General features: G+C 72.3%; 12 protein-coding genes. 3 read left to right on the top strand and 9 right to left on the bottom strand.

Annotation, left to right across the window (positions count from 1 at the left end):
* The first annotated feature begins 38 nt into the window (after positions 1-38).
* Positions 39-1,358 (top strand): MFS transporter, encoded by a 1,320-nt coding sequence (locus ACWGDX_RS04435; RefSeq protein ID WP_453622133.1) that lies wholly within the window; start codon positions 39-41, stop codon positions 1,356-1,358.
* A gap of 118 nt (positions 1,359-1,476) precedes the next feature.
* Here the strand turns inward: ACWGDX_RS04435 and ACWGDX_RS04430 are convergent, their stop codons facing one another.
* The 9 genes from ACWGDX_RS04430 to dnaK all read right to left on the bottom strand — a co-directional run bounded on the left by ACWGDX_RS04430 (position 1,477) and on the right by dnaK (position 11,355).
* Positions 1,477-1,914: a helix-turn-helix domain-containing protein gene (locus ACWGDX_RS04430; RefSeq protein ID WP_363082453.1), complete on the bottom strand. Its 438-nt coding sequence runs from the start codon at positions 1,912-1,914 to the stop codon at positions 1,477-1,479.
* Between the two features lie 154 nt (positions 1,915-2,068).
* On the bottom strand, positions 2,069-3,286 hold the full coding sequence (locus ACWGDX_RS04425; RefSeq protein WP_453622131.1) for an MAB_1171c family putative transporter: 1,218 nt from the start codon (positions 3,284-3,286) through the stop codon (positions 2,069-2,071).
* Positions 3,279-3,815, bottom strand: coding sequence for a ParH-like protein (locus tag ACWGDX_RS04420; RefSeq protein ID WP_453622129.1), 537 nt, complete (start codon positions 3,813-3,815; stop codon positions 3,279-3,281). The genes ACWGDX_RS04425 and ACWGDX_RS04420 overlap by 8 nt, the downstream gene beginning before the upstream one ends.
* Before the next feature lie 337 nt (positions 3,816-4,152).
* Positions 4,153-4,770 carry a TetR/AcrR family transcriptional regulator gene (locus tag ACWGDX_RS04415; RefSeq protein ID WP_453622127.1) on the bottom strand — a complete coding sequence of 206 codons (618 nt, stop codon included), beginning with the start codon at positions 4,768-4,770 and terminating at the stop codon, positions 4,153-4,155.
* Positions 4,771-4,988: 218 nt separating this feature from the next.
* On the bottom strand, positions 4,989-7,625 hold the full coding sequence (clpB, locus tag ACWGDX_RS04410) for an ATP-dependent chaperone ClpB (RefSeq protein WP_453622125.1): 2,637 nt from the start codon (positions 7,623-7,625) through the stop codon (positions 4,989-4,991).
* Complete coding sequence (locus ACWGDX_RS04405; protein WP_382861743.1) at positions 7,616-7,972, bottom strand: chaperone modulator CbpM; 357 nt, start codon at positions 7,970-7,972, stop codon at positions 7,616-7,618. Before ACWGDX_RS04405 ends, clpB begins: the two co-directional genes overlap by 10 nt.
* A complete protein-coding gene (locus ACWGDX_RS04400; RefSeq protein WP_453622123.1) occupies positions 7,969-8,940 on the bottom strand; it encodes a DnaJ C-terminal domain-containing protein in 972 nt (323 codons plus the stop codon). The genes ACWGDX_RS04405 and ACWGDX_RS04400 overlap by 4 nt, the downstream gene beginning before the upstream one ends.
* Before the next feature lie 6 nt (positions 8,941-8,946).
* The gene (locus ACWGDX_RS04395; RefSeq protein WP_453622121.1) at positions 8,947-9,441 is read right to left on the bottom strand and encodes a nucleotide exchange factor GrpE; all 495 of its coding nucleotides are present in this window, start codon (positions 9,439-9,441) and stop codon (positions 8,947-8,949) included.
* A gap of 9 nt (positions 9,442-9,450) precedes the next feature.
* The gene (dnaK, locus tag ACWGDX_RS04390; RefSeq protein ID WP_453622119.1) at positions 9,451-11,355 is read right to left on the bottom strand and encodes a molecular chaperone DnaK; all 1,905 of its coding nucleotides are present in this window, start codon (positions 11,353-11,355) and stop codon (positions 9,451-9,453) included.
* A gap of 322 nt (positions 11,356-11,677) precedes the next feature.
* Here dnaK and ACWGDX_RS04385 point away from each other — a divergent pair, with 322 nt between their 5' ends.
* Positions 11,678-13,318 carry a PucR family transcriptional regulator gene (locus ACWGDX_RS04385; protein WP_453622117.1) on the top strand — a complete coding sequence of 547 codons (1,641 nt, stop codon included), beginning with the start codon at positions 11,678-11,680 and terminating at the stop codon, positions 13,316-13,318.
* A 156-nt stretch (positions 13,319-13,474) separates the two neighbouring features.
* The gene (locus ACWGDX_RS04380) at positions 13,475-14,257 is read left to right on the top strand and encodes an SAM-dependent methyltransferase (protein WP_453622115.1); all 783 of its coding nucleotides are present in this window, start codon (positions 13,475-13,477) and stop codon (positions 14,255-14,257) included.
* Positions 14,258-14,311: the final 54 nt, after the last annotated feature.

The raw sequence follows: 14,311 nt of genomic DNA, 5'->3' as shown, positions 1-14,311 counted from the left end.
ATGGCGCGAAGGCCCCAGTGCCCGGCGAGGAAGCACCCGTGCCCGGCGCGGAAACCGCGACACGACACCGCGACCTGACCCTGTACTGGTGGGGGCAGACCGCCTCCGCCTTCGGTTCCGTGTTCACCGCGATCGCCCTGCCCATCGTGGCGGTGGTCCAGCTCGGCGCCTCGGCGATGGAAGTCGGTCTGCTCAGCGCCGCCGCCACCCTGCCCGTCCTGCTCTTCGGGCTGCCCGCGGGCGCGCTGGCCGACCGGATCACCCGCCCCCGGCGGGCCCTGATGGCGCTGGACTGTGTGTCGGCGGCGACGGTCGCGGTGGTCGCGCTGGGGCTGGCCCAGGACATCGTCACGGTGGTCTGGCTGGCCTGCCTCAGCGCCGCGCTGGGCGCCATGTCCACGCTCTCGACCGCCGTGTACTTCCTGCATCTCAAGCAGTTGGCGGGTGCGGACAGGGTCGGCCCCGCGCGGGCCAAGCTCCAGGCGGGCCAGTACGGCGCCTCGCTGCTCGGCCGGCTGCTGTCGGGCCCGGCCGTCGCCGTGCTCGGCGGGGCGTCGGCCCTGGCGCTCGACGCCGTGAGCTATCTGCTCAGCGCCGTGGCCCTGCTGAGCATGCGTCAGCCGGACGGGCTGCCGCCCCGGGCCGGGCAGCCGCTGGCCGCCACGCTCCGCGGGGCGGCCGACGGACTGCGGTTCTTCACCAAGGACCCCTTCCACCGGGCGCTCGGGGTCTTCATCGTCGTACCGACCTGTACGGCGGCGGCGGTCACCGCGCTCACCGGCCCCTTCCTGCTGCGGACCCTGGAACTGCCCACGGAGGCGTTCGGAGCCGTCTTCGCGCTCTCCGGGATCATGGGTCTCGGCGGGTCGGCCGTGGCCTCGCGGCTGCTGCGGCCGGGCAGCGACGCGCGCAGGGTGGCGCTGTTCACGTTCACACTGGCCGCCGCGTGCACGCTGCTGCTGCCTCTCTCCACCGGACCTCTCGCGCTCGCCGCGCCGAGCGCCGCTCTGGGCATCGGACTTCCGGTGTTCTTCGGGGCCATCGCCAATGTGGCCGTGACCTCCGTGCTCGTCGCCGATGTACCGGAAGCCGTACTGGGCCGGTCCATGGCGGCACTTCAGGTGTGCACGGCGGCGGCCGGGATACTCGGCGCGCTCGTGGGGGGCGCGCTCGGCAGCCGGTGGGGGATCCGCGAGGCGCTGTGGGCCATGACCCTGCTCGGACTGGCCGGTGTTCTGGTGACCCTGCCACGGGCACTGCGCACCGCCCGGCGCCTGCGCGAGGCCGCGGAGCGGGAGACAGCGGCCGCCCGGGACGCGCCCCTGGACGCGGAGCGGCCGGCACGACGGGCTACGTGACGACGGGCTGTGTGAGGGCCGGCGACGCGACGGCCGACGAGGGAGGGGACCCGGGAGGGGCGCCCGGGGGAGCTGCGGGGAGGGGCGATCGGGGAGTGTCAGCGGCGGACGGTATCGCTCACGCGGTGCCGTCCGCCGCTCCGTGCTCCCTCTCCCGTCGCGCGATCACATCGATCATGTCGCTGATCGTGCCCACCGCCTCGGGGGAGAGGCCGACCGCGCGCAGGGCCATGCTGCGCACCTGCGCGTCCCGCAGCGCGCCCAGCAGTTCGAGCTCCTTGGCGACCGCCGCGCCCTGGTCGTCGTCGAAGAAGTAGGCGACCGGTACGTGGAAGAACTGGGCCAGGGCTTCGAGATGGCGCTTGGTCGGATTGTCCCGGCGGCCGGTGCGCAGCTGCCACAGATACGTCGCGGAGAAGCTGTCCCCCGTGGCCTCACGGCAGGCCCTGGCGACCTCTTCGTGGCTGTAGGGCTCACGGTTGGGACGGCGCACCACACGGAACAGGGCGTCGATCCTCCCGGCCAGTGTCGACGGAGCGGGCTCCTCGTCGGCCATCGCGTCCGTCACCTCCTGGGCCCGGTGGATTCCCGGCACTGCCGGATCGTTTCCGACTGCGCATTCATCCTAGTTCATGGGCCCCCTGCGGCGGAGGGGGGCGGATCCGGCCGGTGGCGCCGTCCTCCCGGCGGTGTGTATGGCCGAAGTACCGTCAGGGACGCGCCAGTTCCTCGCGGGCCCGCCGGCGGGTGTACTCCACCGCGCCGGAGAAGGTGAAGGCCTCGGCCACCCTGATCAGCCAGGCGGCCTCGGCGTCGACGGTGTCCTCGGCCGGCGGGGAGGTGAGCCCCGCGGCGGCGCCGTCACCGTATCTCCGCCCCGCTCGGGCGGATTCGAGCGCCGCCGCTATGGTGGCCGCCTCGACCGTGGCGGCCAGACCGGCGGGCGGGACCGGGAAGCGGATCAGGGCACCCTCCACCCACAGCTCGATCCGGGGATCGAGATAGGGGCGCAGGGCGAGATAGCCGTCCCTGATCTCCACCACCCGCCGGTAGAGGGCGAATTCGGCCGCACGCGGATCGACACGGCCCGCCCAGCGCCAGGAGACGCCCAGGGCCGTGCCGGGAACCACGGCGTGCAGCGCCGACCACAACGGCTCCAGGGCCCGCAGATCGCGGTAGGGGCGGAGCCAGTCGGCCGGAGCGGCGAGCGCGGGACCCCAGCGGGCGGCGGTCACCCCTAGGGCCGCGAGAACGAGACAGCCGGTCCCCAGCGCCAGCGCCACCGGTTCCAGGCCCGCTCCCTGACGATGTGTTCTGACCATGCTCACCACGGACGTCAGGCCCCAGAGCCCCCAGAGCAGACCGACCACGGCGCCGGCGCAGATCAGCCGGAGCCCGGTCCGCAGCGGCCCCGGCGGCAGACCCCGCGCGTGCAGGCCCACCGGCACGGTGAACAGGACGAGGCAGAACAGCGTGTACACCGTGAAGACGGAGTCGAACGCGGCGAACCAGAGCGACCCGGCCGCGTCCGTGGTGACCGTACTCCCGACGACGTCGGGCCGTGCGACGAGGAAGAGCACGGGGCATCCCGCGAGGACGACGGCGGTCGTGCCGAGATGCCAGAGCCCGGCCATCCGCACCGGTGGCCGTGGCGTCAGCCGTAGCGCGGCCTGGGGCAGAAAGGCCATCGCGGCCATCTCCAGCTCACGCCCCGCGAGATGGAATCCCGCGGCGGCCCCCGGTACGAAGAGCTGAGCCACGGTCACCGTGGTGGGGGCGAGCAGCACCATCGCCGCGCCCATGGTCAGCCCGAACCAGCACAGCAGCCGTACCGCGGAGGAGGATCCCCCGCGCCGCGCCAGCCGCAGTTCGTACCAGCCGACGGCGATGGCGACCGCGGCCGGACAGTACGCCAGCACCTCACCCACGGCCGGGCTCCTCGTCGTCCACGGCGCCCACGAGCCAGCCCGCTTCGCCGTGCCCCTGGGGTGTCCGGGCGGGCCTGGCCCCATTCCGGGCCACCCGGTGCAGGATCAGCGAGGCGAGCAACTCGGCCTCGCACTCCTGCGGTTCGCTGTACACGGTCCGGCCGAGGACCCGGCGGACCAGCGCGGGGGAGAGGCCCGGCATCAGCAGACGCGCCGCCGACGACTCGGCGGCCGGCGCCTGGTCGTGACCGCACAGCAGATGAGCGGCCTCGTGCAGCAGGATGTGCCGCCGGTGGAAGGCCGTGGTGCCCTCGGCGCAGAGGATGTAGTCGGCGCGGTCGGTGGTCACGAGCAGCCCGCAGGGCAGCGAATGCCCCATGGCGACGGACAGGATCTCGATGGGCCGTCCGCGCTGTTCCGCGAGGGCGGCGATGAACGCCTCGGGGGTGAACGGCCGTGGCAGCGTGAGTGACGCGGCGATCCGGCGGGTCCGCTGCCACATGCGCCGTTCGGCGCGGCTCCGGTTCACGCGTGCCCCCTCTCGGCACCCGCGGGCCCGGAAGCCGCGCGCTGTATCCGCTGGTGGGGGGCGTGCACTGGACGGGCGTGCACCGGACGAGCGGGCCCCGCGCCTGCCGCGTGCCGCGCGCTTTCGGACCGGGGGGCGGTCACGCACCCCCCTGCCGGTAATCGGCTGTGCTGTCCTGTCGTACCTCTCGCAGGCCCCTCGGCGCCGTCGTCGGCGTCCTGCCGGTCCCCGGAGGACGGCCGCGTCCCACGGGCGGCCGAAGCTGCATGGGTGTCCATTCGGCTCATCTCCTTGCGTAGCGGGCGAAGCGGATGACCGGGGACGGGCGTGCCGCGGGTCAGTCGGCGGGGGCGGCGCGCATCCGGCCCACGGGCGGCGGGTCGGGCAGGATCAGCGGAGTTTTGGGGGCGGGCAGACCGTACAGCTCGTACAGCCGGCCCCGCACCCGCTCCATGGGGTACTGGTCCGCGTAGACGGCGGTCTTGAAGATCACGCCTTCGAGCACACTGCGGAAGAAGACCTCTTCCAGCGCCGGGTCGGCCGCGCCACGGGCCGCGAACATCTCGCGCAGCCGGTCCTCCAGCTTCACGATCCGCTCCTCCTTGCGGGCCTCGACCCGCGCGAACAGATCGTGCGTGGCGGGACCGACGACCAGGCTGAGCGCCATGCGCTGGACGGGGACCGTCCGTACGGCGGCGAGCAGGACACCGTCCAGGATCGCGGCCAGCCGCTCGTCGGGGCTGCCGGTCACCTCGGCTATCTCGACGACACCGTCGAGATAGCGGTCGAGGAGTTCGTCCACGAGCGACTGCTTGCCGGGGAAGTAGTAGCTGATCAGACCGCGCGAGACACCCGCGCGGGCGGTGATGTCGGAGATACTCGCCTCGTGGTAGCCCTTCTCGGCGAACTCCGTCAGCGCGGCGGCGAGGATCCTCTCCCGCGACTGCTCACGCATTTCCTCGTTCGTATGCGCCGATCGCGGCGACACGGTCCCCCCAGCTCTTCACTCCAAGGCCCGCCGGGCCGGCGGCGGGCCCCGCGTCCGGTGTCACGGCCTCGCGCGCACTCGAACTATGTACACGTCAAAAATACACTGGCTGTCCGTACAGTCAACGTCCCTGCCGCCCACGGGGAAACCGGCGGACCTGTCGGCAGCCGGCCGCCGCGCCCATCTCATGCCGCCTTCCCCGACTCGGGCTCGGGCGGGTCCTGATACGTCACGACCAGCTCGCCGTTCTGGGCGTCCACCCGGATGACCGAACCGTCCCGCGCGTCCCCGCGCAGCAGCGCGCGTCCGATCAGGGTCTCCACCTCGTGCGAGATGTAGCGGCGCAGCGGCCGGGCCCCGTACACCGGGTCGAAGCCCTGGTGGGCGATGAGTTCACGGGCCTGCTCCGTGAGCTCGACGGTGATCCTGCGCTCGGCGAGACGCCGGCGCAGCTCCTCGAACTGGAGGTCGACGATCCGCTCGATCTGGGCCAGGCCCAGCGGTTTGAAGAGCACGATGTCGTCGACGCGGTTGAGGAACTCCGGCCGGAAGTGCGCGCGCAGTTCGGCCATCACCTGGGCACGGGCGTCGGGCTTGATCTCGCCGTCCACGCTCGCGTCCAGCAGATAGGTGGAGCCGATGTTGGAGGTCATGATGACGACGGTGTTGCGGAAGTCGACCGTGCGGCCCTGCGCATCGGTGATCCGGCCGTCGTCGAGGATCTGGAGCAGGGTGTTGAAGACATCGGCGTGGGCCTTCTCCACCTCGTCGAACAGCACCACCGAGTAGGGCCTGCGGCGCACGGCCTCGGTGAGCTGGCCGCCCTCCTCGTACCCGACGTACCCGGGAGGCGCGCCGACCAGCCGGCTCACCGTGTGCCGTTCCTGGTACTCGCTCATGTCGAGGCGGACCATGCTCTCCTCCGTGTCGAAGAGCGCCGCCGCGAGGGTCTTCGCCAGCTCCGTCTTGCCCACACCGGTCGGGCCGAGGAAGATGAACGACCCGATCGGCCTGCGCGGATCACGGATCCCGGACCGGGCCCGGATGATCGCGTCGGCGACCAGCCGTACGGCCTCGTCCTGCCCGATCACCCGCTCCTGGAGGATCTCGTCCAGCCGCAGCAGCTTCTCGCGCTCGCCCTCCTGGAGACGGCTCACCGGGATACCGGTCCACGCGGCGACGATCTCGGCGATCTCGTCCTCGGTGACCACCTCACGCAGCAGCCGGGTCTCGCCCTGCTTGGCCCGCAGCTGCTCCTCCTCGGCGGCGAAGCGGCGTTCCAGCTCGGTGAGCGTCCCGTAGCGCAGTTCGGCGGCGCGGTTGAGGTCGTAGGCGCGCTCGGCCTCGTCCGCCTCCTGCCGGACCCGTTCCATCTCCTGGCGCAGCTCCTGGACCCTGCGGATGGCCTGGCGCTCGGACTCCCACTGGGCGTGCTCGGCATCGGCCTCGGCCCGCAGACCGGACAGTTCCCCGCGCAGCTCCTCCAGCCTGTTCACACTGGCCGGGTCGGTCTCCTTGGCGAGCGCCGCCTCCTCGATCTCCAGCCGGGTGACCCGCCGGGTCAGCTCGTCCAGTTCCGCGGGCATCGAGTCGATCTCGGTACGCATCCGCGCGCACGCCTCGTCCACCAGGTCGATCGCCTTGTCGGGCAGGAAGCGGTCGGAGATGTAGCGGTGGCTGAGGGTCGCCGCCGCGACCAGCGCCGTGTCCTGGATCTTCACCCCGTGGAAGACCTCCAGACGCTCGCGCAGTCCGCGCAGGATGGAGATGGTGTCCTCCACGCCCGGCTCGTCCACCAGGACCTGCTGGAAGCGGCGCTCCAGCGCGGCGTCGCTCTCGACGCGCTTGCGGTACTCGTCCAGGGTGGTCGCGCCGATCATGTGCAGCTCGCCCCGGGCGAGCATCGGCTTGAGCATGTTCCCCGCGTCCACGGCCCCTTCGGCGCCGCCCGCGCCGACCACCGTGTGCAACTCGTCGAGGAAGAGCAGGATCCGGCCGCCGGCCGCCTTGACCTCCCCGAGCACCGCCTTGAGCCGCTCCTCGAACTCACCGCGGTACTTGGCCCCGGCCACCAGCGCCGCCATGTCGAGCGCGAAGACGGTACGGTCCCGCAGCCCCTCGGGTATGTCGCCGCGCACGATCCGCTGGGCGAGCCCCTCCACGATCGCGGTCTTCCCGACCCCCGGATCGCCGATCAGGACCGGGTTGTTCTTGGTCTTGCGGCTGAGGATCTGGGTCACCCGCCGTATCTCGGCGTCCCGGCCGATCACCGGGTCCAGCGTGCCGGCGCGCGCCTCGGCGACGAGGTCGCGGCCGTACTTCTCCAGCGCCTCGTACGCGGACTCCGGAGTCGCGGAGGTGACCCGCTGGTTGCCCCGGATCCGGGTGAGCGCGGCGAGGAGGGTCTCCTTGGTGAGCCCGTGCTCCTTGAGCAGACGTCCCGAGGCGGAGGCGGAGCCCTCGTCGGCCAGGGCCATCATCAGATGCTCGACGGAGACGTACTCGTCCTTGAGCCGCCCGGCCTCCTGCCCGGCGGTCTCCAGCAGCCGCGACAGCCGCTGGGTGACGAACACCTGACCGGGGGCGGCGCCCGGCCCGGTCGCCCGGGGCCTGCGCGACACCTCGCCCTCCACGGCCGCGCGCAGGGAGGGCGGATCGACACCCGCCTGGCCGAGCAGCCGGGGGACGAGCCCGTCGGGCTGGTCGAGCAGCGCCAGCAGCAGATGCTCCCCGTCGACCTCGGTCTGCCCGAGGCGCACGGCCGCGCTCTGGGCCTGTTGCAGGGCTTCCTGGGACTTCTGGGTGAGACGGTTCATGTCCATGGCGAGTCGTCACTCCTCGCGCCGGTACGGCGCAGCGCCGCCTCCAGCAGACTGATCCGGTCCAGCAGATCGAGTACCAGGCCGATGGAGGCGTAGTTGAGGGGGAGTCCGGCCCGCAGCCGCTGGACACGGGCCAGTGTGCGCGGGGCGGAGAGGTCGAACGAGAGCCGGCCGGCGCGGTCGCGGGTCGCGTCCACCAGACCGAGCGTCACCAGACGCCGGACCAGATCGGGATGGAGTCCCGAGCGGCGGGCCACCTCCTCCAGGCCGAGCCGGCGGACGGGCACGAGCTCGTAGACCCGGATCCGCCCCGCCTCCGGCCGCTGGTGCCGTTGATCGGCCGTCATCCCGGCCTCCTCGGGTCGAATTCGGACGCGGCGGCCAGTTCCTCGAACAGCTCGCGTTCACGGTCGGTGGGACGGGGCGGGACCACCACCCGGAGTTCGGCGTAGAGATCGCCGTCGGTACCGCGCGCACGGGGCATGCCCTCGCCGCGCAGCCGCAGCCGGCGCCCGCTGGAGGAGCCCGGCGGTACGGTGACCTTGGCGGTGCCGCCCGGGGTGGGCAGCGGTACGGTGGCGCCGAGCGCCGCCTCCCAGGGCGCCACGGGAAGCTGGACATGGATGTCATGGCCCTCCAGCCGGTACCGGTCGTGGGGCCTGATACGCACCCGCAGATACAGGTCACCGGCGGGTGCGGCACGGCCGCCCCGCCCGCCCTCGCCGGCCAGCCTGATCCGCTGTCCGTCCGTCACACCCCGGGGCACGGTGACCTGGTAGTCACGGCGGCCGTCCGGTCCGGCGAGGCCCACAGCGCGCCGGCCGCCCCGGTAGGCCTCCTCCACGGTCAGCTCCAGCTCGGCCTCCTGGTCGGCCCCGGGCACGTTCCCGCGTCCCCCGCCCCGCCCCGCGCCGCCGAACAGATCGCCGAAGAGATCCTCGAAGTCCACGTCCTGGTAGGCGCCGCGCGCGCCCTGCGCGAAGCGCACCCCGCCGCCCGGCGTGGTCCGGCCGCCGCCCGTCGAGGCCCGGCCCCCGGGGCCGCGCCCGGCCGCGGCGGCCACCCGCTCGTCGTAGTCCCCGGGAGACCCGGGGAACGCGCGGAAGTCCGGGCCGAACCGGTCGTAACGCGCCCGGGTGTCCGGGTCGGACAGCACGCCGTAGGCCTCGTTGACCTCCTTGAACCGCTCCTCGGCCCGCGGGTCCTTGTTGATGTCGGGGTGGTGGCGCCGGGCCAGCTTCCGGTAGGCCCGCTGGATCTCCTCGTCGCCCGCCGTACGGGGGACCCCGAGCACCTCGTAGTAGTCCTGTGCCATGGACCGTCACTCCCGCCGCTGACTGACCGTCACGGCCATCGGCCGCAGCTGGCGGTCGTCGAGTCCGTATCCGGGACGCAGGACCTTCACGACCGTGCCGGGCTCGGCGTCCGGGTCGTCGACGACACCGACCACCTCGTGCCGGCCCGGGTCGAACGGCACTCCCTTCTCCTCCTGGCGGGGATAGCCGAGCCGTTCCATCGCGTCGACGGCCTGGTCCCGTACCGCCTCGACACCCTGGACGATGGAGGCGGGGTCGGCGCGGGCGTGCGCGAGGGCCAGTTCGAGATGGTCGAGTACGGGGAGCCATTCGGCGGCGGTACGGGCCCGCTCGGCCCGCCGTACGTCCTCCAGCTCCCTGGCGTAGCGCTTGCGCAGATTGTCGAGATCGGCGAGCGCGCGGCGCCAGGCGTCCTGGACCTCGGCGAGCTCCTGCGGCGGACCGTCCTGCCGCGGATCGTCCGGCGGCGGTACCGCTTCCGGTTCCGGCTGTGCGGCCATGGCGTGACCTCAGCTCCGGTCGAAGTCGGCGTCCACGACATCGTCGTCACCACCGCCGGTTCCCCCGGTTCGCCCCGGCCCCGGACCCGCCGCCCCGGGCTCCGAGGGTCCGGCGGGACCGGCCTGCCGCGCGGCGAGACCCTGGTGGACCTGCTGGAGCTCGGAGGTCAGCGACCTGACCCGGTCCAGCGGCGCCTCGCCCTTCACCGCCTGGCGCGCGTCGCCGATCAGCAGCTGGGCACGGGCCCGCTCGTGCTCGGGGGCGCTCTCGCCCAGCTCGCCCAGCCGGCGTTCCACCTGGTAGGCGATCGCGTCCAGCTCATTGCGCGCGTCCACGGACCGGCGCAGCGCCTGGTCCTCGCCGCGGTTGCGCTCCGCCTCGGCGATCATGCGCTCCACCTCGGAGGATTCGAGGTTGGAGCCCTCGCTGAGGGTGATGCCCTGCTCCTTGCCGGTGTCCTTGTCACGCGCGGTGACATTGAGGATGCCGTTGGCGTCGATGTCGAAGGTGACCTCGATCTGCGGTTCGCCCCGCGGGGCCCGGCGGATGTCGGTGAGCTGGAAGCGGCCCAGCACCCGGTTGTCGGCCGCGCGCTCGCGCTCGCCCTGGAGGACGACGACATCGACGGCGGGCTGGCTGTCCTCGGCCGTCGAGAAGGTCTCCGTACGGCGGACCGGAATCGTGGTGTTCCGTTCGACGATCTTCGTCATCACACCGCCGCGTGTCTCCACCCCCAGCGACAGCGGGGTGACGTCCAGCAGGAGCACATCCTTGACATCGCCCTTGAGCACCCCGGCCTGGACGGCGGCGCCCAGCGCCACCACCTCGTCCGGATTGACGCTCATATTGGGGTCCTTGCCGCCGGTCATCCGCCGGACCAGCGCCTGCACGGCCGGGATCCGGGTCGAGCCGCCGACCAGGATGACCTCGTCGATGTCGCTGTCGGTGACCTTCGCGTCGGACATCGCCTGCTTGACCGGCCCCAGGCAGCGGTCCACCAGGTCGGCGGTGATCTGCTCGAAGGTGGAACGCATGACGGGCTCGGTCAGATGCTTGGGCCCGGTGGCGTCGGCGGTGACGAACGGCAGGCTGACCTGGGTCCGGGTCACCGAGCTCAGCTCGGTCTTGGCCTTCTCCGCCGCCTCGAAGAGCCGTTGCAGCGCCTGGGTGTCACCCCGCAGGTCGATACCGTTCTCCCGCTGGAACGTGTCCGCGAGATGGTCCACCAGCCGGCGGTCGAAGTCGTCCCCGCCGAGATGGGTGTCGCCGGCCGTGGAGCGCACCTCCACCACACCGTCGCCGACATCCAGGATGCTCACGTCGAAGGTGCCGCCGCCGAGGTCGAAGACGAGCACCGTCTCGTGCTCCTTCTTGTCCAGGCCGTACGCCAGGGCCGCCGCGGTGGGCTCGTTGATGATGCGCAGCACTTCGAGACCGGCGATCCGGCCGGCGTCCTTGGTCGCCGTGCGCTGGGCGTCGTTGAAGTACGCGGGTACGGTGATCACGGCCTCCGTGACCCGCTCCCCCATCGACTTCCCGGCGTCGTCGGCGAGCTTGCGCAGCACCAGCGCGCTGATCTCCTCCGGCGCGTACAGCTTGCCCCGGATGTCGAACCGCGCCTCGCCGTTCTCGCCCGCCACGACGTCGTACGTCACCGCCCTGGTCTCGGCCGGGACCTCGTCGTAGTGCCGGCCGATGAAGCGCTTGGCCGAGTAGATGGTGCCCTTGGGGTTGAGGATCGCCTGGCGGCGGGCCAGCTGTCCGACGAGCCGTTCGCCGGAGTCGGTGAAGGCGACGACGGAGGGGGTGGTGCGGGCGCCCTCGGCGTTGGGGAGGACCGTCGCTTCACCGCCCTCCCACGCGGCGATCACCGAATTGGTGGTGCCCAGGTCGATACCGACTGCCTTCGCCATGAGGTGCTCCTTACGCGCACGGCCGCCTTCGTCCGGTGCTGCCTTCGTCCGGTTCCCCCGTCTCTCCGAGCGTGGCGGGCGCGCCGGGCCGCTTCCTGCTCCTGGGAGGTCGAAATCCGTACCGTCGCTGGTCCTGCCGGCACAGGCCCGCCGGCCGGCCGGTCCGGACATCCGGACCGGATGCACGAGCGCGCCGCCTCGGTAGAGTTGTGAGGGGGCGCGCTCTCCAGGAAGGTGCCGGATCAGGGCGATGGGCACGGCCGCCGGAAGAACCGGACCCCCGGGGCCCGCGGGCCACCGGTCCTCCCGGCTGCCCCGTCTGATGGCACTGTCGAGCGCGGTGTTCGACGGCCGCGACGAGTACGAGGTGATGCGGCTCGCCGCCGCCTGTGTCGCGCGGCTGGGCCCCTGCCGTACCGAGGCCGGATATCTGCCGGCCGGCGGACGGCTGGTCCACCTGCCGATGGGCTGCTCCGCCACCAGCCGGTCGCTGGACACCCAGATCGCCGAACTCGGCGACCGGGACGGCGCGGTCCGGCTCCCCGACCGGGTGTGGTCATGGGCCTTCGCCCTGCGCGAGCCCGGCGGACGGGCCGGGTCCCGGCGGGCCGGATATCTGGTCGTGAGCTCCCAGCGGCAGCCGAGCCATGACGAGATCACGCTCCTCGGCCTGCTGGCACGGCAGACCGGGGCGGCCCTGACGGGCGCCTCGGCCCGTCGCCGGGAGCGTGAGTACGCCGTGGAGCTGGACCGGGCCCGCCAGGAAGGCGCCGCCGCCCGCGCCCGCCTCGTCGCCGTGGAGTCCGAGCTGAGATACCAGCGGTCGGTGCACGACGCGCTGAGCGGTGCCACGGCCACCGGGGACACGGAGGCCGGCATCGCCAGGACGGTGCACCGGCTGACCGGTTTTCCCGCCGTGGTGGAGGACAGATTCGGCAATCTCCGCGCCTGGGCCGGGCCCGGCCGCCCCGATCCGTACCCGAGGCCCGACCCGGCCCGCCAGGAGGAGCTGATCCTCGACGCCGCCAGAAACGCGCACCCGGTGTATCTGGGACACCGGCTCGTCGCCGTCGCCCGCCGTCGCGGCGAGATCCTCGGCACGGTGTCCCTGGTCGACCCCGAGGCGCGCGCGGGCGAGCACGAGGAGTTCGCGCTCGCCCGCGCGTGTGAGGCGCTGGCCCTGGAGATGGCGCATCTGCGCAGCCTGGCCGAGATGGAGCTGCGGCTGCGCCGTGAACTGGTCGACGACCTGATCACCGGCACGGACGACGAGAGCGCCTTCGCCCGCTCGGCGGCCGTCGGCCACGACCTGCACGGCCCCCAGCATCTGGTCACGGTGGGATGGACGGGGACGGCCGCCGACGACACCTTCGTCCAGGCGGTGGCCGCCGCGGCGACGGGCCTGGGGCTGCGGTCGCTGGTGGCCCGGCGCTCGGGCCGCGCCGTGCTGGTGGTCCAGGGCCGCCCCAGGGGGGACGAGCTGTACCGGGCGGTCGCCAGGGAGCTGGGCTCGCGCGCGGGAGCCGTCGGCCTCGGCGGCCGCTGCGACTCCCCGTCCGAGATCCCGCGCTCGTACCAGGAGGCACTGCGCGCGCTGGAGGTACGCCGGCGCTCCCGGGTGCCCCACGGCGCGACCTCGTTCGACGATCTGGGGCTGTACCGGATCATCGGGACGGGCGACGACCACCGGGAGATCGAGGGGTACGTCCAGGAGTGGCTCGGCCCGCTCCTCGACTACGACACGGCCCACCGCACCGACCTGGTGCCCACCCTCTCCCAGTACTTCGAGGCGGGCGGGAACTACGACAACACGGCCGCCGTCCTCGGTATCCACCGCAGCACCCTGCGCTACCGGCTCCAGCGGCTGCGCGAGATCGGCGGCCACGACCTGGGCGATGTCGAGACCCGTCTCAATCTGCATGTGGCGACCAGGGTCTGGAAGGTACTGGGCGGCGTGGCCTGACCTTCGGCCCTGGTGGTCGGAGGCCGTCAACGCGGCGTGCTGACACGCGCGTTGCTGTGGCAATATTCGTCGGGGTGGCGATGATCCGCAGGGGGAGTGTGCGCTGGTTCGCGTCTCTCTTTCCTGTATGACGATCAGACTTTCTTGGAGCCCTTTATGACGGCAGGAACGCCCAAGTCCCAGGTCGACACCAGCAAGCCGCACCCGGCCCGTATCTACGACTACCTCCTCGGCGGCAAGGACAACTACCCCGTCGACCAGGCGCTGGCCTCACGGCTGACGGACGAGGCCCGCGAGGGGGCCCGGCAGAACCGGGCCTTCATGCAGCGCGCGGTCGGCTGGGTGGCCCGCAGCGGTATCGACCAGTTCCTCGACATCGGCACCGGTATCCCGACCGCGCCGAACCTCCACCAGATCGTCCAGGGGATCGACCCCAAGGCCCGGATCGTCTACACGGACAACGACCCGATCGTGCTGCGCCACGCGGAGGCCCTGCTGATCAGCACGCCGGAGGGGGTCACCAACTACATAGAGGCCGATGTCCGCGAGCCGGAGGTGATCCTCGACCACGCCCGTACCCTGCTGGACTTCGACCGGCCGATCGCGCTGTCCCTCATCGCCCTCATGCACTTCATCCCCGACGAGGACGACCCGTACGGCATCACCCGCACCCTCATCGACGCCCTGGCCCCCGGAAGCCTGCTGGTGCTCTCCCATCTGACGGGGGACTTCCTCACCGAGGAACAGAACAAGATCGACGCGTACCGTTCGAGCGGGATCAATCTGCGTCCCCGCAGCCGCGCGGAGGTCGAGCGGTTCTTCGAGGGACTGGATCTGGTCGAGCCCGGTCTGGTGACCCGTTGGTACAAGGACACCCCCGCGCCGGAGAACGACACGAGCACCGAACTCCTCTACGCCGGAATCGCCCGCGTCCGCTGACGGACAGCCAGGACCGACGGACAGGGCCGCCGACGGACGGACGACGGCCGCGAC

It is taken from the genome of Streptomyces sp. NPDC055025, assembly GCF_053608565.1.
The sequence above is the reverse complement of the archived record's forward strand: the minus strand, read 5'-3'. Positions and strand labels throughout refer to the sequence as shown.

What these genes read in the sequence shown, in the direction of transcription:
- ACWGDX_RS04395 (WP_453622121.1), bottom strand. Translation starts at nt 9,441, where the DNA reads ATGGCCGCACAGCCGGAACCGGAAGCGGTACCGCCGCCGGACGATCCG.
- ACWGDX_RS04405 (WP_382861743.1), bottom strand. Translation starts at nt 7,972, where the DNA reads ATGACGGCCGATCAACGGCACCAGCGGCCGGAGGCGGGGCGGATCCGG.
- ACWGDX_RS04400 (WP_453622123.1), bottom strand. Translation starts at nt 8,940, where the DNA reads ATGGCACAGGACTACTACGAGGTGCTCGGGGTCCCCCGTACGGCGGGC.
- ACWGDX_RS04385 (WP_453622117.1), top strand. Translation starts at nt 11,678, where the DNA reads ATGGCACTGTCGAGCGCGGTGTTCGACGGCCGCGACGAGTACGAGGTG.
- ACWGDX_RS04415 (WP_453622127.1), bottom strand. Translation starts at nt 4,770, where the DNA reads ATGCGTGAGCAGTCGCGGGAGAGGATCCTCGCCGCCGCGCTGACGGAG.
- ACWGDX_RS04380 (WP_453622115.1), top strand. Translation starts at nt 13,475, where the DNA reads ATGACGGCAGGAACGCCCAAGTCCCAGGTCGACACCAGCAAGCCGCAC.
- dnaK (WP_453622119.1), bottom strand. Translation starts at nt 11,355, where the DNA reads ATGGCGAAGGCAGTCGGTATCGACCTGGGCACCACCAATTCGGTGATC.
- ACWGDX_RS04430 (WP_363082453.1), bottom strand. Translation starts at nt 1,914, where the DNA reads ATGGCCGACGAGGAGCCCGCTCCGTCGACACTGGCCGGGAGGATCGAC.
- clpB (WP_453622125.1), bottom strand. Translation starts at nt 7,625, where the DNA reads ATGGACATGAACCGTCTCACCCAGAAGTCCCAGGAAGCCCTGCAACAG.